We start from the raw sequence: 24,845 nt of genomic DNA, 5'->3' as shown, positions 1-24,845 counted from the left end.
TTACCAAATGCTCGAAAATTAATGGTGTTTAACAACGGATTTGGTAGAACGCCACAATATTCTCAGGTAGATATTATTGAGCCTCCGGTAGATATGAATGATAATTACACCTATGTTCCTAACACAGCATATGGACCAATCTCTACCTTTTTTACATTTCCCGAAACACCACCGACGGTAGATTCTGATTTCTTTTCTTCTATTGTAAGCAGTGCTAGACAATTACAAAATGGTAATATTTTAATTTGCGAAGGTTGTGAAGGTCGTTTTTTTGAAATTGATATTAACAATAGCAACAACATCGTCTGGGAATATGTATCACCAATAAACAATGCTGACGGTACTGTATATGAGCAAGGCGACCCATTACCGCCAAATAATTTTTCGTTTAGAGCTACGAAATATGCTTTTGATTATCCAGCTTTTACTGGCCGAGACTTAACGCCTGGGCTTCCACTTGAAGGAAATCCAGATCTAACACCTTGTAACAATCTTAGTGTTTCTGAATTTGAAAATTCTATCATGAGTCTTTATCCTAATCCAACGAAAGACATTATTAAAATAAGTACAACAAGTAGTGTTGACAAGGTAGAAATCTATAATATAATGGGACGTAAAATTGGTGAGACTTTATCAAAAACTATTGACCTTTCTAACAATGCCGATGGAGTTTACTTTTTAAGGATGTACTCAGATGCTCAAACAACAAGTAAAAAAGTAATTAAATATTAGTCTGACAGTATTAGACTATTAAGACACCTCATAATGGAGAAAGTAACCACAATTTTTGGAATCCGAGCGATAATTGAAGCTATTAAATCAGGAGAATCCATTGATAAAGTATTTGTTCAAAAAGGTATAAGTGGTGAGCTTTTCAAAGAAATGGAATTTCTATTAAGACAGGAAGGAATTAATTCATCTTATGTTCCTGTAGAAAAACTCAACCGTTTAGTTAAAGGTAATCATCAGGGAGCAGTAGCTAATATCTCTCCTATTGAATTTCATAATATTGATGATTTGGTATTAAGCGCCATCGAATCTGGTAAAACACCTTTGTTCTTATTATTAGATCAATTGAGTGATGTGAGAAATTTTGGCGCTATTGTCCGAACGGCAGAATGTACTGGAGTTTCTGGTATCATCATTCAAAAAAAGGGAGGAGCACCCATAAATGGAGATACTATTAAAACGAGTGCTGGTGCTATATTTAAAATCCCTGTTTGCAAGGTAGATCATATTAAAGATGCTGTGTTTCACATGCAATCTTCAGGTATTAAGGTTATTGCAGCTACAGAAAAAGCGGATGACTATATCTACGATATGTCTTTTAAAGAGCCTTGCGCTATAGTCATGGGCTCTGAAGGAAAAGGTATAAATCCTTCGGTACTAAAAGTTGTTGACAAACGAGCTAAGCTTCCTATTTTAGGTGCTATTGAATCTCTAAATGTATCTGTTGCTTGTGGTGCATTTCTTTATGAAGCTGTTAGACAACGTATTTAATCTTCTTTATTTTTCTCTTTAAAAATATAATTGACCTCTGGTGGAGCCAATTGAGTATTTGAAGCATCCTTGTCAAGCTCTTGGTCTTCAGGTAAAATTTCAATAAAATTTCCATTGTCATCAAAATGACGCATAAAGGGATCGTCATCTTCATTATAATCTGGCTCTTCCCACGTGTAACGTTCTGGTTTGGCCACTTGTCTTTTAAAAATAATAGCAAAGAGAAAGCCTGTAATTAACCCACCTAAATGACCTTCCCAAGACATACCCTCTTTAATAGGAAAAACATACCATATCATACTGCCATAAAGAAAAATAACCAATAAGGACAAGGCAATTAATCTGTAGTGCTTGGCAAAAATACCCTTAAAAAAAATAAAACTTACTAATACATATATTAATCCACTAGCGCCAATGTGATTGCCAGAATCTCCGATAATCCATGTTAAAAATCCAGATAATAAAATACCGCACAAAATAACCTTCCAAGCAATTCTATTATAAAAATAAAATAGCGCAAGGGATAACACTAAAAGCGGTATAGAATTGTTATAAAGATGATCGATATTACTATGTAAAAATGGACTCGTAAAGACTCCTAAAAGGCCTTCAGCTTTATGAGGTCTTATACCAAAGGATTTAATACCATAATCCACATTAACCTGATACCAAAATACCGCCCAAATTAAAAACAGCAATAATAAAGGATAAACAATAACACTGTTAGTATATTTGAATTGTGACTGTACTGACATTGCTACAATTTATATAATTTCTTCAAATTTGCAACCAAACTTTAATTGTATGAAATATTGTCATTGCGGTTATAAATTCTCTATAAATTTAATTGTAATTTTAAACTATGAATATCCCATTAGCTGAAAGACTTCGACCAAAAGCTCTGGAAGATTATATAAGCCAACAACACCTTGTTGGTAAAGATGGTATGCTTTATCAGCAGATTAAAAGTGGTGTTATTCCTTCTCTCATCCTTTGGGGACCTCCAGGCATTGGTAAAACAACTTTAGCAAATATTATTGCTAATGAATCGGGACGTCCGTTTTTTAAATTAAGTGCTATTAATTCTGGAGTAAAAGACATAAGAGAGGTTATTGATAAAGCTAAAAAATGTGGTGGGTTATTTACCGCCAAGAATCCAATTCTCTTTATTGATGAAATCCATCGCTTCAGTAAACCCCAGCAAGACTCATTATTAGAAGCTGTGGAAAAAGGCTGGATAAGCTTAATTGGCGCAACAACTGAAAATCCTAGTTTCGAGGTTATTTCTGCATTACTTTCAAGATGCCAAGTTTATACTTTAAATGCCTTTAATAGAGAAGATCTCGAAGCCCTATTACAAAGAGCTATTACCAAGGATGAGGTTATATCCAAACTCGATATTGAATTAAAGCAGACTGAGGCCTTATTGCGCTTTTCAGGTGGTGATGCACGTAAATTATTAAATATTTTTGAACTTCTCGTTACCGCCGCTAACAGCAATAAAATAGTAATCACCAATGATCTCGTTACTAAACAAGTTCAGAGTAAAGCAGCTCGTTATGATAAAACTGGAGAGGAACATTATGACATCATATCAGCCTTTATAAAATCGATTCGGGGTAGTGATCCCAATGCTGCGGTCTACTATTTGGCCCGTATGATAGAAGGTGGTGAGGATGTAAGGTTCATAGCGCGTCGATTGGTGATTTTAGCTAGTGAAGATATTGGTAATGCCAACCCAACCGCTTTGGTAATAGCTATGAATACCTTTCAGGCTGTTTCAGTAATTGGAAATCCAGAATCACGAATTATTTTAAGCCAGTGTGCGACCTATTTGGCAAGTTCACCAAAAAGTAACGCTGCATATGAAGCTATTAATAAGGCTCAACAGTTGGTCAGAGAAACCGGAGATTTATCAGTTCCGCTATCCATAAGAAATGCGCCAACCAAACTAATGAAAGAACTTGGCTATGGGGATAATTATAAATATGCACACAGTTACGATAATAATTTTGCTGAACATGAATTTATGCCGGAAGCCATAAAACATACGACTTTATATAATCCAGGAAATAATACGCGAGAAAACACACAACGTCAATTTCTAAAAGCACGTTGGAAAGAAAAATATGGTTACTAAATGCCTAAACTTAAAATTGAAGTGATAATTGTTTTAGGGTTTCGTTTGTACCATCATTTTCAGAATAAATCCATTTTATGCCACTTTTAAAAACAATGGCATCTTTTCCTTTTACAATATAAACGTCTGGCGCCCCAGTTTTTAATAATATCATAATAATATTAGACTTTGAATCCAATATTTCAAACCCAAGTGGTATGGTTTTAACCGTTAATAATTCCTCTTTTTTTGAATCGGCAATTACATCCTTTTGTTTCTGATCTAGTTTTGGTTTAGAGTTTTCAATAGTATCCGACGCTACATTTAACTCAGGTTTTTCAATCGTTTTCTCTTCTGCCTCAACCTTTACCTCATCTTGGTTTACTTCAATGGTAACATCCTCATTTTCATGTGTAACCCTATTCTTGGTGGGTTCTTCTCTCACAATTGGCTCTTCAATACCAGCCATAACTTCTTTTTGAGGCGCTTTATAACTATAGTTAAGCTTTTTAATAGATTGGAAAGCATCAGTTAATGCTTCCTTATGTCGTTTTTCATGTACATTTTCACCAGATTGCCCAACATCGCTTTTTAATACAACATCGCCCTTACAATCTTTAAGAACAATTTCCAGCTTGGTTTTTCTAAAACCACCTTTTACTTTTTTTACATCTGCATAAAGAGCTAAACACCTATCCTTAAATAAATCATCTGGCAAGATCTCTTCATTAAAAAACGTTTTAAATCCTTCTTTCTGAAAGAGTACTCTAGTCAAAGTATTTAAACGGTAGGTATCTTTACCCTTCAGAAATTCATATTGTAATGGAATAACCACATATTGATAATCGTTAATACTTTGCTGAGCATTTGAATTGAAGGCAAATGAACAAGCTAGAACTATTAGTGCCAATACTTTTTTCATAATCGACTAAAGATAATCTATTATTTCTTTTAGGCTCACAATGCGATTATAATTATGATCGTGCTGCAAATCCTTATAATCAAAATGCAATGTATTCATTCCAATTTTATGTGCTCCTTCAATATCTGCCTCCAGACTATCGCCTATCATCATACTTTCCATAGGATTTGCATTGGCGGTATTTAAGGCAAAGTTAAAGATTTTAGGATTCGGTTTTTTAACACCAACCATCTCCGAGTTTGTAATAGTTTCAAAATAATGCTTAATGTTAGCATTGCTCATTTTGCGTTCTTGAGCTTCTTCAAAACCATTTGTTATAATATGTAAATTATATTTGTCCTTAAGGTACTCCAAAATATCAATTGCCCCTTCAAACAAGTGATTAAATGTGGTTAAATGATCAATATATGCAACTGACAAATGGTCAATCATTTTATCTTCTACCGATACCTTAATAGCATCAAATGCATCCTTTAATCTCCCATATCGTAAATCTGATTTAGAAACACGTTCTTCTCGATACAGTTTCCAATATTTAAAATTAATTGGCTCATAGACTTCCAAAAATTCATCAAGCCGAATGTCTAAATGGTTTAATTTAAATATTTTTTCAAAAGTTAATCCTGAGTTTTTATCAAAGTCCCAAAGGGTATGATCCAAATCGAAGAATACATGTTTTATAGTGTGTTTCATTATGAAGATTCTAAAATTATATTAAAGAGTGATCTAAACCCTTTCCATCGTTCTTGATTACTAAATGTATAATTATGAAATACAGGTGTAAAAGTGCCATTTACTGCCTTTACTTCGTCTATTAATTTTTGTAAATGTTCTTGTTTATCTAATTGTGACGCATATTTAAGCAATGCATAATCTAGGCAATGGTATGGATTAATCTGCAAGGGCGTTTGTACTTCGTTATCCAAATCATAAAATTGAAAAGGTGTACAGGTACCAGCCCTAAATCCAAGCGTATCTATATAACCCATAGTAAAGTCTTGATTTATCTCAAGTTCTATTAAGTTTCGATAGGATTGCGCTAGGTTAAGCTTAGAAAACGAGTGTCTCACAGCATGTAAATCACTATTAATAATGGCTTCCATTTTCAATTTTTCTTTCTTTAAAATGGAGATATCCTCTAAAGCAAAAAAAGAGGCTTTAATCCCAACATAGCAATAATCTGCCACAGACTTTATCAGTGATACAAATTCTTTTTTATTGGTACTGATACTTTTGTCATAAGTCGAATAATCGCCAATTAAAAACAAAACTGTAAACTTAAAATTACATTGTTTCTGTTTGGCAATAATCCATTTAAAAGTATCGTAAGGATCACGTTTAAAGCCCATAAGTACCAGGTAACGCTGGTATAACTGCCTAAATCTAAATCGTCCTATATCTGTAAAAGTGCCCCCTATGGTTCGCAGCAAACCTTTTTTTCTAAAATAGTATGCCATTGGGACATCAATAATTGGCTGTAGTCTATATTTTCGATCCGAAAACTTAAAATCAGGAAATCGCTCTTTTAAAACTGCTTGTAATTTGTATGCCCAAATATCAATAACTGGCTGATTTAAAAACCGATTCTTGTAAGCCAAACTTTCTTTTGCCATAAAGCGCCCATAATCATCTTTTACATGCGGCAAATATTCTTCATAACGGCTTAAAAGATAAAAGGATGCAGCAAAAATATCATACGGTAAATCACTACGCTCCCCAGCTGCAAAAAAACCCTTAGTATTATCCCAAGTTTGCACATTAATATCCAAGTCTGACAAGCCCTGTTCAAATAACAACTCATTACTTCTTACAAACAACTCATTGCTTAAAGGTTGTCTCGTGTAGGACATTTTAAGACTGTCATGAGCAATAAAGTCTTCGATCTTAGAGGTAAACTTGATCTCTAATCTAAGAATCCGCCTACATAAATGCTTAAATGTATATTTAAGACGTGGAGTTATTTTATGTGAATAAACTAGTAGCATTATATCAATTCTTCATCTGCAAAACTAAAGTATGCTTTTTCAGTTATAATTAGATGATCTAAAACTTTTATATCCAAACTTTTTGCAGCAGTCTTAAGTTTAGTGGTAACAGCTTTGTCTGCCTCACTTGGTTTTAAAGTTCCTGATGGATGATTATGACATAATATCAAAGCTGTTGCACCAACCTCTAATGCATTCTTTAAAACTAATCTAACATCAACTAATGTTCCTGTTATTCCACCTTTGCTTAATTGATTTTTTCGAATAACCTTATTTGAATTATTTAAATACAGAATCCAGAATTCTTCATGCGGTAACTCACCCAAAACTGGTTGCATAATATCAAAAACAGAACGGCTTGACGAAATTTTATCTTGATGAAGAGCGTCTTCTAATCGCCGACGACGTCCCAGTTCTAATGCAGCCGCAATAGTTATAGCCTTAGCTTCTCCTATACCTTTAAACTCCATTAAATGCTTGATTGAGAGTTTTCCTAGAGCATTAAGATTATAATCGACACTTGCTAAAATACGCTTACATAAATCCACAGCGCTTTCATCTCGACTACCGGATCCAATAAGAATAGCGACTAACTCAGCATCACTTAGAGTAGTCTTTCCTTTGTCTCTTAATTTTTCTCTGGGTTGATCATCTCGGGACCAGTTCTTAATTGAAAATGACGATTGTTTTTCGAACATGCTTTAAAGATAAAAAATTGTAATTTTAAGTTTCTATTTAAATCCATAATTATGGAATCAATTTTTGAGAAAAGTGCTTAAATGAAATTTAAAGATCAACTCTCGAAACTAGACAAAAATGCTTCTGCAGAGCGGGAGAAAATGAATATAGGTCAAATGGCTTGGCATTGTCAAAGTTCACTTATTATCCTACTCGGCAAAAACGCTTACCGTACAAACCCTAATGGGTTGTTTAAACTTTTATTTAAAAAATATCTCTACAATGATAAACCTTTGAAAAAAGGACTTCCAACAGCTAAATTTTTGAAAGTAAAAAACACTAAAGATTTAAGTCAATAGAAAAATGAATTACAGGCCTCAATTAATGAAGCATATCAAACGCGTACAAAAACAGAATGGGCCCCTGAGCCTTCATTTGCGAATCTCACATGGCAGCAATGGAGACAAATGGAGTACAACCATTTAGATTATCATTTTAAAAAATTTGAGGTTTAGCCTATGAAATATCCACCAAAACATCATCAAGACAACAATAAAGGTCATTTAATTGAAGTTATAAAATCCTATCCATTGGCTACAGTTATTTCTGTTAAGGATAATCTTCCCCTAGTAAGCCATCTACCTTTGGTATATGATGATGGAAAACTCATTGGACATATCGATATATTTAACCCACAAAAAGATTTACTTAAGGATGGAAATCTTGTTACTATAATATTCCAAGGGCCGCAATGTTACATTTCACCAACGGTATACTCCACGACGCAACTTCCTACGTGGAACTTTATCAAAGTGCATTTAAGGGGAACCGTTGAAGTTATTAAAAGTAAGGCCGCATTGAAACAATCACTCATAGCAATGACTGAATTTCTCGAAGCCCCTAATCACGATTATGTATTAGAACCAGACAACCCACGCTTGGATGCTAACTTAGAGTATATCGAAATGTTTGAAGTAAACATCACTGAATGGGAAGGTAAATTGAAACTCTCACAAGACAAAAAGACCAGTGATATGATGGCTGCAAGAAAAGAACTTATACGCGCTAATCAAGTAAGTATTGCTGATTTTTTAGATAAGGTATTTTGATTTTGTATTAACCTAAAGCATGAGACAAATTACTCTTAAAATCATAAAAAAACTAGTACTTATTATAGGTTCTCTTTCAGTAATATTTATTTTACTTTTTGGACAAAAAGACATTCCTTTAGAAGAATTAAAAACAAAATACACCAACAATTCATCAATATTTACTTCAATTAATAATATGAATGTTCATTATTGTGATGAGGGTTTAAGAAACGACTCTATCCCAATAATTTTAATTCATGGCACAGGATCTAGTCTTCATACCTTCGACAATTGGTCTTCTAAATTGAGTAAAACCAAACGCGTTGTTAGAATGGATTTACCAGGTTATGGACTAACAGGTCCTTTTCCAAACAGAAATTATTCAAAAAATAATTATGTCAACTTCATAAAATCGTTTTTAGATACATTAAAAATTAAAAAGTGTATTCTAGCAGGAAATTCACTAGGAGGTAATATTGCTTGGCTTTTTACTGCTAAATTCCCATCGAAAGTAAAAAAATTGATTCTTATTGATGCGTCAGGATACCCTAATAAATCTAAAGATATTCCTATAGCTTTTAAACTCGCTCAAACACCCATAATTAATAAAGCGTTTACATACATTACACCACGCTTTATAGCTAAAAAGAGTGTAGAAAACGTTTATGCAGATAAGAGCAAAGTGACCACAGAACTTGTTAACCGCTATTTTGAACTCACTTTAAGAAAAGGTAACAGACAAGCCTTTGTAGATAAACTAGCAATTAAACCCGACCCTAACCAACACGAAAAAATTAAAACCATTACACAACCTGTACTTATACTTTGGGGTGAAGAAGATATGTTAACACCTGTTGAAATGGCTAATCGGTTCGATAAAGATCTTAATAATAGCACATTAAATATTTTAAAAAATGTTGGTCATGTACCTATGGAAGAAAGTCCACATAAGAGTTTGGATTATGTTCTTAATTTTTTAGAATGACTCAAAGAAAACACTAATAAAAAATAATTTATACCATTCGAAACTATTGGAACTAACGTATCTTTAGGAACTCTTTTTAAAGACTTAAAAATGCAAAAAAACAAGGTCCTTTTTTACCTTAATAAATTATTAGATGGTTTACCTTCGGATTGGCTTAATCTTACGACACACCGTTTAGATATCTATAACGAGCCATTAGCAAAAACTCAATTTTTAGAGCAGTTCGACCTGTTGTTTAAGACCAATAATGCAACTTCCTCTACACTTCAAGATCTACCAACAGCTTATGATTATATTCGATTAGGACATCCTCTATCTTGCATCTTGGAATGGACAATTGCCAAGCTCAATGGAAATCACCCAGAACAAGTGATCAGTTTTTCTTCTCAAACTATGCCAATTCTAGCCGTTTTGAGGAGCAATTTATTAATCCGTAAAAAAACGCGTATTCTTTTTTCAGGCACTACCCCAAAAGGATTTAATCCAGAAACGATAAAGCATGTCTATGGATATGACTTCGACTTAATTCAAATTGAGGATATTAATCTAATTTCTGAATTCGAGGGTAGCACGATTTTAGTTGTAGATGAGAATCAAACGGATGAATTAATTAAAAATAATAATATAGATTTCACGATTTATCTTTATGATAAATTAGGAAGTGTTATTGTAGTTGATGGTGATAAAAATACCGATTACATTTCTAAAATTCAGCATGTAAGACGAAGGGAATCGATTGCCATGACTCCAGCTAATTGTGTTACAGCGTTACAAGCAATAGCTTCGCAATCGAATCTTAATTGCAAGGATTATAATCTCGTTGATACTAAAGGCCAAGTTCTCAATACCATTAATGCGATTAATAACATAAATTCGAAAGTATTAGTTGGTTCCAGTGGTTTATCTATTCAGTATGCTATTATGATGGGATTGGTAGACCATGCATTAGAAAAACATAATGGTAAACCCATAAAATTTATAGTACCAACCAATTGTTATGGTGGTACAAATGATCAAGCCAGACGCCTAGCTGCTGCGCTAAATAGTGTTGAAGTAGTCGATCTACAAGTGGATGGAGATAATGATATGGTAACGAGTCTTGACGTTGTTTTAAGTACCATAGCAACAGAGGATGCTATTCCTTATATTATTGCTGAAATACCTACCAACCCAAGAGTAGAAGTTCCAGATATGGAAGCTTTAAAAACTGTATTAACAAAAAGACGAAGCAGTTCGCATGGAAATGTAGCTGTTGCACCTGTATTCATTTTAGATCAAACATTTTGTCCAAACCTTCAATTTTTGAGTGATGATAGCTTACTGGCTTCAATTCAAACCATAGCATATGTTAGTGGATCTAAGTTTCCGAGTGGTGGTAAATGCACTGCAGGTTATTGTCTGACAAACAACGTTGCCAAGCATTTGATATCCAAGATTGAAACTCACCTTACCCTCTGCGATAATGAAGCAACAGATTTACAATATCAAATTCTAGCAAATCAAATACCATCAATGCTTCAACGTATTTCTAATGCGTATCAGAACACAAGAGATTTTGTAAATTTTATTGAAGAAACACTACCTGACGCAAAAATTAATTTTGTTTCTAAACACCTAGCGCAACAGGGATTTACTCCTTCAGTTTTCTCTTTAGATCTACCAACCAAAGGGAATACTCCAGAGGAAAAGGAAAGGTATAAACGTGATTTAAATCATAAGTTGATTAACCTTATGATTACTAAAATACCTGATGAAAGTAAATACTGCGTAAGTTATGGGCAATTAAAAGGTTGTTATTGGACCATTCCAGCAACCTCGACGCAAGGTACTACTAAAGAAGGCGATAAAGATTACATAGCACGTGTTGCAGTGTCCCCAAATTTGGATTTAAATAAACACAAAGCTGTGTTTCAAGACTTTGTTGACAACATCTAGTTTGCTGTTTTCAAAATTTTCGGTGCAATTAGCTAAGTGTCGTACTACTAGCAAAAAATAAACGCCTTAAAGAAAAGTCATTACTCTAATGAAAAACAGATTAAATCTGTTATCGGTATCAAAAACTACATTGATAACGATTTCGAGTTTAATTTAAATCTAGACTTTTTATCACATAACAGATTTATTTCTAAAAATCACTTGTTGGCATATTTAAACGTTACAAAGGTTTAACACCGAGATAATATCTTTTTGACAAACGGATTGAAAAATCTAAAGAGCATCTTAAGAATAATTTGTCTGTCCCTGAAATCTGCTTTGCAGTTGGATTTGAAAGTTTGGGATTATTTAGTTCACTTTTTAAATCTCGAATCGGAAAATCACCGAGTCAATTTCAAAAAGAGCAACTTTCGAGAAGCACATCTAAATCCTAATCTTCAACTTTGAATCAACTAAATATCAATATAAAAAATGAGAGTCACCGTTATCAGTATTCCTGTCATAGATCAGGAATAGACCTTAAAATTTCACACCGAAAAACTCGGATTCATTAAAAAGAAAGACGTACCACTCGATGGAGGAAATCGATGGATTACCTTAGTATCAAAAGATGCCCAAGATGGTCCAGAATTGCTCCTATAACCAGCACCACTTCATTTTGAACCGTGTAAAGTTTTCCAAGATGCTTTGATGGACACTGGCATGCCTTGGACGCAATTTGATGTAGATAGTGTTGATGACGAATACGAGCGACTACAAAACTTAGGAGTAGAATTTAGTATTAAGCCTTCTATTTTTGGTACGATGAAATATACCGTATTTGATAATACTTGGGGTAATAATATCGAGATTGTCACAAACCTTTAAATCTTAGAATTATGAGTTAAAACAAAAGGTCGAGAAAACAAAGGCAGATTTTAGAAGTAGATTATTAAGAAGTGTGCTACCCTAACAACACTATTCCAAGAAGTCAAAAATTACGTCTCCAACAACCTACAAAAGCGGTTAATCAACTCTGCGCAAGACACACAGGGGCTTATCAAAGGCTTATTGTAAACCATGTGGATAGCCGACGTGTTGGAAAAAATATTGATATCTTCTTTTACCATCATAAAAACAGTGCTAATGGGAAACGCCTAGCCAACCATATTCATCAAACATTTACAAAAAAGTACGCAGAGCATCAGCCTAATCGAATTTATTCTGGCACAGTAACCTCTACAAGTGGTTTATACTTGGTAAGGAATACCTATCCACCGATGGTGTATATAGAACTCGGCAACATAAGAAATAGCAAAGACCCAAAGCGCATTATAAATTACGATAATTGAGAAGCTCTGGCGAATTGGATTCATATAGGGCTTTTAGCAGATTTTGAAAGTCGTTGATATTGAGACTTAAAGTAACTTTTTAACCTCATCAAAATCCAAACCACCATAATTACCAGAGCTCATTAAGAGTAAGGATTTATTATCAAAGTTTTGTGAGAATAAAAAGTCTTTAAAATCGGCTGGATTAGTGTAGATTATTAAATCGTCACGTTCAAATGCAATGGCTATCTGCTCGTGGGTAACCTCTTCTAGCTTTTTAATTTGAACCGCATGTGGTGAATAAAAAACAACAGCCACATCTGCAGCATCCAATGCTCCCTTATATTCCTTTAAGAACTTAGCATTGAGACTACTATAGGTATGTAATTCTAAGCAAGCCACTAAAGTTCTATCGCTATACTGTTCTTTTACTGCTTTGGTGGTTGCTGCTACCTTGCTTGGTGAATGTGCAAAATCTTTATAGGCTACACTTTTAGAAGTTTCAGCAATTTTCTCTAAACGCTTGCTTGCACCTTTAAAAGTTGAGATGGCTTCATAGAAGTCGTCTTCATCAATACCCATGTGTTGGCAAATCCATTTAGCGCCAGCTAAATTATTAAGATTATGAGCCCCAAATACCTCAATTGGCATTGGTCCTTCTGGAGTTTCTAAAAGTGTTTCACCAACTTCTACTGTATATTCTGGTGTACGATACGCTAACTTTCTAATTTGATTTTCAGAGGCCTCTACAACACGCTTGACTTCCGCATCTTCTTCATTGTAATTGATGCTTCCACCTCTAATAATAGAATCCACAAAAATGCGAAACTGTTCTACATAATTTTCATAGGTCGGAAACACATTAATGTGATCCCATGCAATACCACTCAATAAAGCAATATTAGGTTTATATAAGTGGAATTTTGGTCGTCTATCGATTGGTGAACTTAAATACTCGTCACCCTCTAAAACTATAAAGTCATTATCCGTCGTTAATTTCACCATGACATCAAAGCCTTCCAACTGTGCTCCCACCATATAGTCTACATCTCTGTCATGATAATGCATTACGTGAAGTATCATAGAGGTAATAGTGGTTTTTCCATGGCTTCCACCAATAACAACACGTGTTTTGTCTTTAGCTTGCTCGTATAAAAATTCTGGATAGCTATAGATTTTCAGACCTAACGCCTGCGCTTTTAACAATTCTGGATTATCAGCTTTGGCATGCATCCCAAGAACAATTGCTTCTAAATCTGAAGTGATTTTTTCAGGAAACCAACCATAGCTTTCAGGAAGTAAACCTTTTGATTCTAATCGCGACTTTGAAGGGTCAAAAATCTCGTCATCACTTCCAGTAACGCGATATCCTTTATTGTGAAGTGCAATGGCTAAATTGTGCATCGCTGCACCACCAATAGCTATAAAATGTACGTTCATAGTATCTTTAATAAGCGCTGTAAAAATACTATTTATAATTCAGGATTTGCTGCCAAACTATTAAAAAGCTTCGCCTTAGCACTGTAGAATTTATACTGTACTTCAATAGCTTTTAATTGCCCTTCAATAAGTTTTGACTCATGGGGATTCACTGAGAATAAAGAACACTCACCCAAAACAAACCTTCGCTATTCTGGTTGTAACATTCCTAAATAATTTGTTACCATTTGCTCTACCAATTCATTTTGGGTGACATAAGAATCTAACTCTTAAATCAAAGTATTTATTTCATTCTGTAGATGAGCATGAGCCGCATCAATTTCAAATTCAGTATTCTACTATTTCAATTTTTATAAAGGCAAATCATCATGCGCTTTAGGCAATAATGGTAGAAAACTAACATGCAATCCTCCTTTATACTCTCCAGTGTTAAACGTGCGTGCAATCTCAGGAAACTCGGTAATAAAAAAGTATTCTTTTTTGTTTTCACTATGAACTTCTTTCGTTAAATACGATCTTAAATATTCATTAATAACAACACGACTTTAAAACTACCTCAATAATATGAATCAAAGTTTTATCTTGCTTTATGGCTCTTGTTACAACTTCAATTGCTTTATTCGACTGATCTGTGCAATCCCAAAACATTATGGATAGTAAAAACCATCTGATATTCTATCCAAGTCCAATACGAAGATGTAAGATATTATAGTAATTTATGTTTGCTTTCAAAATAACGATAGACAGAACTGTCAACAGCCCCGATCTGAACACCTAGTTTCTTAGTGGTAAAACTGTCGAACCTAATCTCATCAATCAATAATAAACTAGGTTCAATAATACGCTTTTAAAACTCTGAACACTAAGGATTCTTAATATGGATTTTGTAGGGCACCAAAATCTTTAAATTAGCGAGTAAATTTATCACATCTAAAATATTTGAACGCCTAATTAATAGTAACACTATGACTTTTGCGCATTTAACAAATATTTAGATTATTAATATTTTATATAATAAGTGTAAATAAAATTTATCAATGATTGCTTACAGCATAGAGATATTGTCTTTCTCTTCCTTGAAAACCTTGATTTTAGGGAGACTAGTAATTGCCTTATCGATCCATTTCAGAGCCTCTTCCTTATCTTTTTTGTGTTTATAGATCTGTGCCAAACGGTAATAAGCCCATGCTTTTGGCACACCATCCTTAGAAGAATAGTTAATTAAATAGGCTTTTAAACACTTTTCACCCTTATCTAATTGGATGTTATAATCCGCACATACTTTTCCAATTTGATAATACATCGCATTACGTTGGTGTTTCTCATGTGCTTTCTGGATGTTGTCTATAGCCTCGTCGGCTTTATTATGTGTCTGGTAAAAATTAGTTAGTTTTTCGTAACACGTTACCGATCCACCAACCTTAATAGCTAGTTTATAATGCTTTTCTGCCAGCTCTGGTTCATCATCGTGCTCATAGACATAACCCTTTGCTAAATAACCATCAACTTTAGATAATTTTTGCAATTCATTAGCATACTTTAAGGCTTTAGAATTACTCCCACCAACAATTCCAGGTAACGACACATACAATTCTACTAAAGCCCAACGTGCATCGATATGATTAGGATCTAATTCTGCTGCCTTTAAAAAGGCACGCTTTACATCACCTATGATACCCAGTGCTTTTAACTTACTAATGCTTAAAGCTTTCATGCCTAATGCACCTCCATACTTATATTGGTAATCTGCATTATTAGGTTCTTTATCCTTAAGTTTTTCGTACTGCGCAATGGCTTGATCCCACTTTTCTTGATGTCCATAGGCATCCCCAAGAAGCTCAATAGCCTCGTTATCCTCGGAATTTTCTGTAAGAAACGAAGTCATTTCCTGCTGCGCTTTTACATACGATTTTTCTGCTATATAAGCCTTCGCCTTTGCCTTTGCTGATTGAGCAAAGCAAAAAGACGACATAAAAAATACCCACAAAAACTTACTCATAACGCCTAAGACTTTCAGTAAAAATACAATTTAATAAGAATAGTATTCCCTTACAAATTGCTTAACTTGACTCATTGAAAAGGCATATTCACGCTTTTCCTCTTTTTTTGGAATGCCTTTTGAAGGTATTTTTGTGAAAATTTAAATTTTGATGAAACATTATATATCCTTAACGATGCTAATTTGCTTTGCTACTTTTTCTTTTGCTCAACACAGTTTTGAAGATAACTGGACAAAAGTTGAAAAACTGGAACGCGATGGTCTTACAAAAAGTGCTTCAAAGTTAGTGGATACCATTTATAATAATGCGATTAAAACTAATAACCAGCAACAACAAATAAAAGCACTTCTATTCTCAAGTAAATACATGCTTATTCTTGAAGAAGAGGCACAACTCAACATTGTAAACAATTTTAAATCAAAAATTAAAGAGACCAATAGTATTGTTACCAAACATTTATTAGAGAATATGCTTGCAACAATGTATTGGCAGTATTTTCAGCAAAATCGTTATCAGTTTTATAACAGAACGAAAGCTTCAGAGAAACTAGGTGATGATTTTAGAACCTGGGATCTAGAAACGCTCTTTTACGAAATACACAAGTACTATCAAAGATCCTTGCAAAATAGAGTAATACTTCAATTAGAAAAATTAGAAACCTACTCTATGCTGCTTAATGAAGCTAAAGACTCTAAGCGGTTTAGACCATCCTTATACGATTTACTATGTCATAATGCGCTTCAGTTTTATAAAACAACTGAAAATAGCATTACCCAACCTTCTTATCAATTTAAGATTGAAGATGCTTCATTTGCTAGCAATAGCGATCAATTTATTGATTTAGATTTAACCTCAAAAGACTCTTTGTCATTGCAACTCCAAGCCCTTAAAATATATCAGAACCTTATCAAATTTCACAAAAAAAACTGGGGATCTGAGGCCTTTGTCATGGCAGACATTGAACGTTTGAAATATGTGACTGAAAATGCCACATATACAGATAAATCACAAGTCTTAGAACAAACTCTAAAATCAAAAATTAAAGAGATTAAAAGCAACTCTGTTTCTGCTTTATATGAGTATGAATTAGCGCGTGTCTACTTTCAACGGGGTCAACAATACAACAATAATTCAGATAGAGTTGAAACTAAAGATTCTAATCGCTGGAAACTTAAAGAAGCCTTGGAGCTTTGCACAAGTATTATTACTAATTACCCAGATAGTGATGCTGCCAAGCAGTGCCAAGTTTTAAAGGACCAAATCGAACAACCAAATCTAAGGCTGCAAGCCGAAGAACATATTCCTATTAATTGGGCATCAAGAATTTTAGTGAATTACAGAAATCTTGACCAACTAAACTTCAACATTTACAAGATTGATAGAAATCAATTGGAAACTTATAACAAAAGTTACAATAGTGGTGATCAGGTCAGGTTTTTTAAAAACCTAGATCCTGTAAAATCGTTTACCAGTAATTTAAAAACAGAAGGAGATTACCAAGACCACAGTACAGAAGTTATAATACCAGCTTTAGCAAACGGTTTATATCTCATAAAAGCTGAGACAAATTCCGAAGACAATGTCTTTGTTAGCACCCACATTCAAGTGACAAACTTGGCTTTAATTGAGACCATACAAAATGATTTTATTCAATATCAGCTCATTGATAGAACAAATGGAACACCAATTGAAGGTGCTGTTATTAGTTTGAATTACAGAAATAACCGAAATAAGTATTATAACAAAATGCATTCTACTGATGCCTTTGGGATGTTTCAATTTAATAAGGATAGAAACTTCTACAGATCAGTTGAAATACGTGCTGATTTTAAGGATGATGTTGCTTTTTTTGGAGACGCTAATATTGGCAGAAAATACGATCGAACCAACAAAAACACCCTACAGAACAATGTCTATCTTTTCACAGATCGTGGCATATACAGACCAGGCCAAACGGTATATTTTAAAGGCATAGCAACAGAAACTAGAAATGGGAATACTGAAGTATTAGCAAACGAAAACGCTAAAATAGAATTGCGAAATGTTAATGGCGAGGTACTGAATACTTTGGAACTAAAAACTAATGACTTTGGATCAGTAAGTGGCGAATTTATTTTACCAAATGATGGTTTAACGGGAAACTTTAGTATTGAGATGTCCTGCAAAAATTCAGGCTACACCTACTTTTCAGTCGAAGAATATAAACGCCCAAAATTTAAACCAGAATTTAAACCAGTAACAGAAACATTTAAAGTTAATGATAGTATTACGGTTAAGGGCACAGCTATCGCCTTTGCTGGTAGCAATATTACAAACGCCAAGGTAGTCTACAGAGTAAAGCGACAAGTGCAGTACCCAAGTTGGTGGTATTGGAGACGTCCTGGCTATTATAGTTCAGAAGCTCAGGAAATCACTTTTGGAGAAGGAAAAACAAACGCTAAAGGAGAATTTGAAATTACCTTTAAAGCCATTCCAGATGCATCTGTTTCAAAAGATCAATTGCCAATTTTTAATTACGAAGTTACCGCTGATATTACCGATATAAATGGCGAAACACGCACAGCAAGAACAAGGGTAAGTGTTGGTTACCATGCCATGACCCTAAATATAATTGCGCCACAGTCTATTGATAAATCCAAAAAGGAAATTGATATTGAAATAGTCTCTAAAAATCTCAATGGCGAAGTTATTCCAGCCAGTGGAACATTAAGTGTATATAAACTCGATGCACCTGCTTATGTCCTTAGACCGAGACCTTGGAATGCCCCTGATTATCAAGTTATTCCTAAGGAAGAATTTAAACGTATGTTTCCTCACGAGTCATACCATAACGAACACCTTTTAAGGGAATGGACAAAAGGCAAGAAGGTGTTTAGCATTAATTTCGATACTGATAATGCAACAACCATTAGCCTTAAAAAGTTAAAAAAATGGACCTCAGGAAAGTACATTATCATTGCTGAAAGTCAGGACAAGTTTGGTCAAGATGTAAAGGATGAAGTTTATACAAGTATTTATAGTGATGCAGACAAAACTGTAGCAGACCAACAATTGTTTACGGCGACCCTAAATAAAGCCAGTTATCAACCAGGTGATTTAGCAAAACTCACTTTAGGATCAGCAGCAAAAGACATCGCCATAACTGTTGAAGTTGAAAAAGATGGTATTATTTTCAATAGACAATTAGTTAAGCTTAATAATTCTAAAGCAACGGTTTCTATTCCTGTGTTGGAGGGAGATGTTGGTGGTTTTCAAGTACACACAAGCTTAGCCGCATTTAACTCCTATTTACCTCAAAGTTTTAGGGTTAATGTGCCTTATCCTAAAACAGATTTAGAGATTGAAACGTCTACGTTTAGAGATAAATTACAACCAGGACAAGAGGAAACTTGGAGTTTTAAAATTAAAGGACCTCAAAGTGATAAGGTTACTGCCGAACTATTAGCCAGCATGTATGATGCTTCTTTAGATGAATTTAAGGCACATAATTGGTCCTTTAACCCTATACAAAGGCCTAGTTATTATGGCAGAATAAATAAGAACTCTAGATATAGTTTTGGTAATACCAATTTTAGACAGTTCAATTATTTTAAACGTATATCAAATATAAGTCCGCAATCCTATGATCAATTAAATTGGTTTGGGTTTAGCTTCGACGGTTCTCATTATTACATGCGAAGACAATACTTAAGAAGTAGATTTATAAATACACCATCATATTTTAGCTCTTCTCAGCAACCTAACTCAAAAGCTGGAATTATTAAGGGAACCGTAATTGATGAAGAAGACAGGCTACCGCTACCTGGTGTTAGTATCATAATTAAAGGCAAAAGCACGGGAACTCAAACTGATTTTGACGGGAATTTTGAATTAGAAGCAAAAAAAGGAGATATCATATCGGTTAGCTATATTGGCATGAAACCACTTGATATTTCTATATCTGAAGACAACACTTATAAGATAAATTTGGTCCCAGAATATGATGCTCTTGATGAGGTGGTGGTCGTTGGCTATGGAACAACTACTAAAAAAGCATTTACCGGTTCTGCTAAAACAGTGAGTAGAGGAGATTTAGAAACTCAAAGTTTTGCAGATGTATCTGAAGCGCTTGAAGGAGAAGCTGCTGGAGTTACGGTTATAGATGGATCTGGTCAACCAAGTAGTACTTCACAAATACGCATAAGAGGATTTGGTTCTGTAAATGGAAATAGAAATCCTTTATATGTCGTCAATGGTGAAATCTTTGAAGGTGATATCTCATCCATCGATGAAAATACCATCACTAAACTGACCCTATTAAAAGACGCAGAAGCTGTTGCCATTTATGGTGAAAGAGGTAAAAATGGTGTCCTACTTATTGAAACTGGTGGCTCATTACAAAATATTCCCGTTCGTAAAAACCTCAACGAAACTGCGTTTTTCTTTCCGCATTTACAAACGAATAAAAACGGTCAAGTGAGTTTTAATTTCACTGCACCAGAGGCTTTAACACGATGGAAATTACAATTATTAGCCCATACCAAAACCCTAGAAAGTGCAGTCACGCAATTGGAAGCCGTTACTCAAAAAGAATTAATGGTCATCCCAAATGCACCTCGTTTTTTAAGAGAAGGTGACCAAATTACTATCAGTACAAAGATTGCCAATCTTACCGATAAGGAACTTTCTGGTATAGCACAACTATTGTTAACTGATGCCATTTCAGGCCAATCATTAGATACTGACTTAAATAACAGCAATAATCAATTGAGCTTTAATATAGATGCTAATGGCAATACCCAAGTATCATGGAGTCTTGATATTCCAGAGGGAATTCAAGCTGTAGAATACAAAGTAATAGCAAAGTCAGGTGAATTCAGTGATGGTGAGCAAAATGCCTTACCTGTATTATCTAATCGCATGTTAGTTACTGAAACGATGCCGCTGTGGATCCGCTCTAACGAATCAAAAACCTTTACGCTAGACAAACTCAAAAACAATAAGTCTACGAGTTTAACCAACCATAGGTTAACCTTAGAAATGACCTCTAATCCAGCCTGGTATGCTGTGCAAGCCTTACCATACCTAATGGAATATCCTTACGATTGTAACGAACAGACCTTCGCTAGGTATTACTCTAATACCTTAGCGCAACATATTGTAAAATCCAATCCTAAGATTGAAGCTGTATTTAATCAATGGAAAACACAGGAGGCATTGATTTCAAATCTTGAGAAAAATCAAGAATTAAAATCATTATTAATTCAGGAAACTCCTTGGTTACGCGATGCACAGTCAGAAACCGAACAAAAGAAGCGTATTGGTTTACTTTTTGATCTCAATAAAATGAATACTGAACTAAATTCAGCCTTGAGGAAACTTAAACAAAACCAATTGCCTTCTGGTGCTTGGCCTTGGTTTAATGGTGGCTATGCCAACCGTTACATCACCCAACACATTATTGGTGGTTTTGGACATTTAAAACAATTAAATGTGTCACCAAATACAAAGGAGATGGCTATGATTCAAAATGCATTTCAATATTTAGATGATAAGTTTATTGAAGAGTATTACGATCTTAAAAAATACAATAGTGATGTAGATCTTAGCAAGGATCACTTGTCTTACATGCAATTGCATTACTTGTATGTTAGGAGCTTTTATCCTGAAATCAAAGCTTCAAAGGAAGTTGAACAAACCATGGAGTATTATAAAAGTCAGATTAAAAAATACTGGTTAAAGCGATCACTCTACGCTAAAGGTCTTATGAGTTTAACCATGCACAGAATGAATGATGATAGCACTGCTGCAAAAATATTAAGATCTCTCAAAGAGAATAGTATCTCGTCTGATGAATTAGGCATGTATTGGAAATCGAATACAAATTCATGGTATTGGTACCAAGCACCAATTGAAACCCAAGCCCTTTTGATTGAAGCCTTTTCTGAAGTTGGAAATGTCATCCAAAACGATGCAAACAATCTAACAGACATCGATAACCTTAAAATATGGTTGCTAAAAAATAAGCAGACCAATCAATGGAAAACTACCAAAGCAACAACAGAAGCTGTTTATGCCTTATTGTTGCAAGGCAGTTCTTGGCTAGATGTTTCAGAGATGGTAGCTGTTAAAGTTGGAAATACTGATATAGGACCTAAGAAATTAGAGGATGTTAAACACGAAGCAGGCACTGGATATTACAAAACCTCATGGACAGGTTCCGACATTAAACCTGAACAAGCAGAAGTACAACTCACTAAAAAAGGCGATGGCATTGCTTGGGGAGCTTTATACTGGCAATACTTTGAAGACTTAGATAAAATTACAACGGCTGAAACTCCACTGAAATTAAGCAAAAAACTCTTTTTAAAATCCAATACAGATAAGGGTGAAGAAATCTCAGAAATAACATTAGAGACCAAACTTAATGTTGGTGATTTAGTACGCGTACGAATTGAGTTACGAACTGATCGTTCCATGGAATTTGTTCATCTTAAAGATATGCGTGCTGCTGGGTTTGAACCTATAAATGTACTCTCGCAATATAAATGGCAAGATGGATTAGGATACTATGAAAGCACTAAGGATGCAGCTACAAACTTCTTTATCGACTATTTGCCAAAAGGTGTTTATGTGTTTGAATATGATTTACGTGTCAATAATTCTGGAAATATGAGTAACGGCATTAGTACCATTCAGTCTATGTATGCTCCAGAATATAGTAGCCATAGTGAAGGGATGAGAATCTCGGTTAACTAAAAACTTAACTGCTCTTTGAATACATAGGATTGTCTTCTGGAGATTTCTATTTCTTCTCCAGAATTCATTTCTATTTTTAATTTTCCATTAAACCAAGAAACCACCTTTTTCACATGATTAATATTGATGATTTGTTGTCGATTAGCTCTAAAAAACACATCAGAAGGCAACTTCTCTTCAATCTGAACTAAAGACTTATAAATCAAAGGCTTATTAGCTTCAAAATATACTCGAGTATAATTACCTACTATTTCAAAAAATGAAATATTCTTTATTTTAACCAACCAACATTTTTCACCATCTTTAATAAAAATCTGTTTATCTAAACTCATTCCTCTATCTTGTGTTCTAGTTCTGGGCATGGTATTCTCTTTTTCAAGAATCCTATCAATAGACCTAGAAAAACGCTTTTGGTTGATTGGTTTTAACAAATAATCGAATGCATTGTATTCAAATGATTTAATAGCGTACTCATCAAAAGCTGTAGTGAAAATAGTTATTGGCACCTCATCTAACATTTCTAAAAGCTCAAATCCATCTTTTTCTGGCATATTAATATCTAAGAAAAGTAAATCAGGTTTCTCTTTATTTATGAGATTAAAACCATCATCTACATTCTCTGCTTCACCAATAAGTTCAATCTCTTTATAGGCTTTTAAAAGCTCTTTTAACTCATTACGAGCTAAACGCGAATCTTCTATTATAGCAGCTTTTAATTTTATCATCCTAAAGGAATTTTAATAGTGGCAACCACCTTATCCCCAATTTCATTTAAAGTAAATAAGGCATTAGTTCCGTATAATAACTTAAGACGTTGTTTTATATTTTCTAATCCTAAATACGTAGAATTTTCAGCATGTCGTATATGTCCAGTATTTGCAACCTCAATATACAATTGATCAGCCTCTATCAGAGTTGTTAGTTTCACTTTACCTCCTCGTTTAAGGGTAGAAATACCATGTTTAATTGCATTTTCAATTAATATCTGAATAATCATAGGTGGAATCTGCTTGTCTATTGACTTTTCATCTATTTGAGTTTCAAAATCTAAGCGATCCTCAAATTGAATTTTTGAAACCTCTATATAGTTTTCAACCATTTCTAATTCATCCTCTAAAGAAATAGAATTAATCCCATTCTTTGTGAGAGAATATCTTAAGGTTTCTGATAAACTAGTTAACATATTTCTCGCTTTATTAACGTCTTCTAACATCAATCCCCTTATGTTATTTAAACTATTAAACATAAAATGCGGATTAATCTGCCCTTTAAGTGTATTAAGTTGTGCATCTTTTAAATTGGCTTCCAATTTTAACTGGTTTACTTTAATTGTGTTAATATGATGAACAAATTTCAAAGTTAAAATAACAAATAACCAAACTAAATAATAAGCCAAAAAATGGGGTACATTGGATAGTTTTTGAATTAAAGTTAAACTGTTACTTCTCTGGAAGTAATAATTCATTGGAACATTTAATAAAGGCCAAAGTAAAATATGATAAATAATTTGTGTCAGTATTACTACACCAACAAGCTTATATATATCGGTTTTAGAATAATTACCAATATCAAAATATTTCTCTACAAAAAACAAGATGACAAATGATAAAATAAAACCCAAAAAGCCGCACAAAACTCCCTCAGCTATGACGTAATTCATATAAACATTGGACACATTTCTTCCGTAAGTAATTTTATCTATAGTAAGCATTAATAGAGCAAATAAAATCCATCCTATAAAGTTTAATATCCAATATTTATAACTACCTAAAAGTTTCATTATTTAGTTTAGTGTGTAATGAATTATTCGCAAGATAGATGATAATTAATGCTTATGAAATCTTAATTTGTACAGCATTGTTATTTCCAATACATCTCGCTCTTCTTTTTGTCATATTCTAAGACAAACCAGCGAGTCTGCCAATCTAGTCTCTATAAATTACTTAGGCAATAATACCTGTAGTGTATGATTCAAAATAAATTATCGCATACGGAATTAATTTCAATAACTACAAATGTATAATATAGACTCCATATTTTTGCAACGTGCCATCTAGGTTTGCAGTTTTGATCTACTACGTATCAAAAAAGTTTGAGCATATGATTTTTGCTTGCTCTTGTTCATTCATAAAATCTATATAA

General features: G+C 33.9%; 19 protein-coding genes and 1 pseudogene. 11 read left to right on the top strand and 9 right to left on the bottom strand.

The genetic code is table 11. From position 1 onward, the window contains the following. Together HRU49_RS06225 and rlmB are read left to right on the top strand one after the other, a co-directional pair. Positions 1-732, top strand: a 732-nt coding sequence (locus HRU49_RS06225; RefSeq protein WP_296355260.1) for a T9SS type A sorting domain-containing protein, incomplete at its 5' end; no start/stop codon positions are given. Between the two features lie 33 nt (positions 733-765). Then, positions 766-1,500 carry a 23S rRNA (guanosine(2251)-2'-O)-methyltransferase RlmB gene (gene rlmB / locus HRU49_RS06220; RefSeq protein WP_296355258.1) on the top strand — a complete coding sequence of 245 codons (735 nt, stop codon included), beginning with the start codon at positions 766-768 and terminating at the stop codon, positions 1,498-1,500. Here the strand turns inward: rlmB and HRU49_RS06215 are convergent. After that, positions 1,497-2,255: a rhomboid family intramembrane serine protease gene (locus tag HRU49_RS06215; protein ID WP_296355255.1), complete on the bottom strand. Its 759-nt coding sequence runs from the start codon at positions 2,253-2,255 to the stop codon at positions 1,497-1,499. The two genes, rlmB and HRU49_RS06215, sit on opposite strands and share 4 nt — an antisense overlap. 107 nt (positions 2,256-2,362) lie before the next feature. Here HRU49_RS06215 and HRU49_RS06210 point away from each other — a divergent pair, with 107 nt between their 5' ends. Continuing rightward, complete coding sequence (locus HRU49_RS06210; RefSeq protein WP_296355253.1) at positions 2,363-3,640, top strand: replication-associated recombination protein A; 1,278 nt, start codon at positions 2,363-2,365, stop codon at positions 3,638-3,640. A 10-nt stretch (positions 3,641-3,650) separates the two neighbouring features. Here the strand turns inward: HRU49_RS06210 and HRU49_RS06205 are convergent, their stop codons facing one another. From HRU49_RS06205 to radC, 4 genes are read right to left on the bottom strand one after another with little or no spacing between them, the layout of a single operon-like run. Next, complete coding sequence (locus HRU49_RS06205; protein ID WP_296355251.1) at positions 3,651-4,541, bottom strand: hypothetical protein; 891 nt, start codon at positions 4,539-4,541, stop codon at positions 3,651-3,653. 6 nt (positions 4,542-4,547) lie between these two features. Next, the gene (locus HRU49_RS06200; protein ID WP_296355249.1) at positions 4,548-5,234 is read right to left on the bottom strand and encodes a YjjG family noncanonical pyrimidine nucleotidase; all 687 of its coding nucleotides are present in this window, start codon (positions 5,232-5,234) and stop codon (positions 4,548-4,550) included. Further along, positions 5,234-6,526: a polysaccharide deacetylase family protein gene (locus HRU49_RS06195; RefSeq protein ID WP_296355247.1), complete on the bottom strand. Its 1,293-nt coding sequence runs from the start codon at positions 6,524-6,526 to the stop codon at positions 5,234-5,236. Before HRU49_RS06195 ends, HRU49_RS06200 begins: the two co-directional genes overlap by 1 nt. Then, positions 6,526-7,224 (bottom strand): DNA repair protein RadC, encoded by a 699-nt coding sequence (gene radC / locus HRU49_RS06190; RefSeq protein ID WP_296355245.1) that lies wholly within the window; start codon positions 7,222-7,224, stop codon positions 6,526-6,528. Before radC ends, HRU49_RS06195 begins: the two co-directional genes overlap by 1 nt. A gap of 81 nt (positions 7,225-7,305) precedes the next feature. Here radC and HRU49_RS06185 point away from each other — a divergent pair, with 81 nt between their 5' ends. From HRU49_RS06185 to HRU49_RS06160, 7 genes and pseudogenes are all read left to right on the top strand, one after another. Beyond that, positions 7,306-7,563, top strand: coding sequence for a hypothetical protein (locus tag HRU49_RS06185; RefSeq protein ID WP_296355243.1), 258 nt, complete (start codon positions 7,306-7,308; stop codon positions 7,561-7,563). A 159-nt stretch (positions 7,564-7,722) separates the two neighbouring features. Further along, complete coding sequence (locus tag HRU49_RS06180; protein ID WP_296355242.1) at positions 7,723-8,313, top strand: FMN-binding negative transcriptional regulator; 591 nt, start codon at positions 7,723-7,725, stop codon at positions 8,311-8,313. 19 nt (positions 8,314-8,332) lie between these two features. After that, positions 8,333-9,280, top strand: a complete 948-nt coding sequence (locus tag HRU49_RS06175; RefSeq protein ID WP_296355241.1) for an alpha/beta hydrolase — start codon at positions 8,333-8,335, stop codon at positions 9,278-9,280. 90 nt (positions 9,281-9,370) lie between these two features. Beyond that, the gene (locus HRU49_RS06170; protein ID WP_296355239.1) at positions 9,371-11,215 is read left to right on the top strand and encodes a cystathionine beta-synthase; all 1,845 of its coding nucleotides are present in this window, start codon (positions 9,371-9,373) and stop codon (positions 11,213-11,215) included. A gap of 257 nt (positions 11,216-11,472) precedes the next feature. Next, positions 11,473-11,649, top strand: a pseudogene (locus HRU49_RS14685) (helix-turn-helix domain-containing protein); the annotation flags it as partial. 256 nt (positions 11,650-11,905) lie between these two features. Next, positions 11,906-12,082 (top strand): VOC family protein, encoded by a 177-nt coding sequence (locus tag HRU49_RS06165; protein WP_296355236.1) that lies wholly within the window; start codon positions 11,906-11,908, stop codon positions 12,080-12,082. 71 nt (positions 12,083-12,153) lie between these two features. Beyond that, positions 12,154-12,546, top strand: coding sequence for an N-acetylmuramoyl-L-alanine amidase (locus HRU49_RS06160; protein WP_296355234.1), 393 nt, complete (start codon positions 12,154-12,156; stop codon positions 12,544-12,546). Between the two features lie 66 nt (positions 12,547-12,612). On the opposite strand, the gene HRU49_RS06155 is transcribed toward HRU49_RS06160, so the two are convergent. Continuing rightward, positions 12,613-13,965, bottom strand: coding sequence for a Mur ligase domain-containing protein (locus HRU49_RS06155; RefSeq protein WP_296355231.1), 1,353 nt, complete (start codon positions 13,963-13,965; stop codon positions 12,613-12,615). Between the two features lie 1,045 nt (positions 13,966-15,010). Beyond that, on the bottom strand, positions 15,011-15,964 hold the full coding sequence (locus HRU49_RS06150; protein WP_296355229.1) for a tetratricopeptide repeat protein: 954 nt from the start codon (positions 15,962-15,964) through the stop codon (positions 15,011-15,013). Between the two features lie 151 nt (positions 15,965-16,115). Here HRU49_RS06150 and HRU49_RS06145 point away from each other — a divergent pair, with 151 nt between their 5' ends. After that, positions 16,116-22,703, top strand: coding sequence for a carboxypeptidase-like regulatory domain-containing protein (locus tag HRU49_RS06145; RefSeq protein WP_296355227.1), 6,588 nt, complete (start codon positions 16,116-16,118; stop codon positions 22,701-22,703). Here HRU49_RS06145 and HRU49_RS06140 read toward each other — a convergent pair. Together HRU49_RS06140 and HRU49_RS06135 are read right to left on the bottom strand one after the other, a co-directional pair. After that, complete coding sequence (locus HRU49_RS06140; RefSeq protein WP_296355224.1) at positions 22,700-23,428, bottom strand: LytTR family DNA-binding domain-containing protein; 729 nt, start codon at positions 23,426-23,428, stop codon at positions 22,700-22,702. The two genes, HRU49_RS06145 and HRU49_RS06140, sit on opposite strands and share 4 nt — an antisense overlap. Continuing rightward, positions 23,425-24,483, bottom strand: coding sequence for a histidine kinase (locus tag HRU49_RS06135; protein ID WP_296355222.1), 1,059 nt, complete (start codon positions 24,481-24,483; stop codon positions 23,425-23,427). Before HRU49_RS06135 ends, HRU49_RS06140 begins: the two co-directional genes overlap by 4 nt. Between the last annotated feature and the right edge of the window lie 362 nt (positions 24,484-24,845).

The organism is Winogradskyella sp. (assembly GCF_013213975.1).
Lineage (GTDB): Bacteria > Bacteroidota > Bacteroidia > Flavobacteriales > Flavobacteriaceae > Winogradskyella.
This window is presented reverse-complemented; position numbering and strand designations above follow the sequence as displayed.

Coding starts and splice junctions, on each gene's coding strand:
- HRU49_RS06185 (WP_296355243.1), top strand. CDS start 7,306: ATGAAATTTAAAGATCAACTCTCGAAACTAGACAAAAATGCTTCTGCA.
- HRU49_RS06170 (WP_296355239.1), top strand. CDS start 9,371: ATGCAAAAAAACAAGGTCCTTTTTTACCTTAATAAATTATTAGATGGT.
- HRU49_RS06165 (WP_296355236.1), top strand. CDS start 11,906: ATGGACACTGGCATGCCTTGGACGCAATTTGATGTAGATAGTGTTGAT.
- radC (WP_296355245.1), bottom strand. CDS start 7,224: ATGTTCGAAAAACAATCGTCATTTTCAATTAAGAACTGGTCCCGAGAT.
- HRU49_RS06155 (WP_296355231.1), bottom strand. CDS start 13,965: ATGAACGTACATTTTATAGCTATTGGTGGTGCAGCGATGCACAATTTA.
- HRU49_RS06215 (WP_296355255.1), bottom strand. CDS start 2,255: ATGTCAGTACAGTCACAATTCAAATATACTAACAGTGTTATTGTTTAT.
- HRU49_RS06200 (WP_296355249.1), bottom strand. CDS start 5,234: ATGAAACACACTATAAAACATGTATTCTTCGATTTGGATCATACCCTT.
- HRU49_RS06210 (WP_296355253.1), top strand. CDS start 2,363: ATGAATATCCCATTAGCTGAAAGACTTCGACCAAAAGCTCTGGAAGAT.
- HRU49_RS06180 (WP_296355242.1), top strand. CDS start 7,723: ATGAAATATCCACCAAAACATCATCAAGACAACAATAAAGGTCATTTA.
- HRU49_RS06175 (WP_296355241.1), top strand. CDS start 8,333: ATGAGACAAATTACTCTTAAAATCATAAAAAAACTAGTACTTATTATA.
- HRU49_RS06205 (WP_296355251.1), bottom strand. CDS start 4,541: ATGAAAAAAGTATTGGCACTAATAGTTCTAGCTTGTTCATTTGCCTTC.
- HRU49_RS06140 (WP_296355224.1), bottom strand. CDS start 23,428: ATGATAAAATTAAAAGCTGCTATAATAGAAGATTCGCGTTTAGCTCGT.
- HRU49_RS06145 (WP_296355227.1), top strand. CDS start 16,116: ATGAAACATTATATATCCTTAACGATGCTAATTTGCTTTGCTACTTTT.
- HRU49_RS06195 (WP_296355247.1), bottom strand. CDS start 6,526: ATGCTACTAGTTTATTCACATAAAATAACTCCACGTCTTAAATATACA.
- HRU49_RS06150 (WP_296355229.1), bottom strand. CDS start 15,964: ATGAGTAAGTTTTTGTGGGTATTTTTTATGTCGTCTTTTTGCTTTGCT.
- rlmB (WP_296355258.1), top strand. CDS start 766: ATGGAGAAAGTAACCACAATTTTTGGAATCCGAGCGATAATTGAAGCT.
- HRU49_RS06135 (WP_296355222.1), bottom strand. CDS start 24,483: ATGAAACTTTTAGGTAGTTATAAATATTGGATATTAAACTTTATAGGA.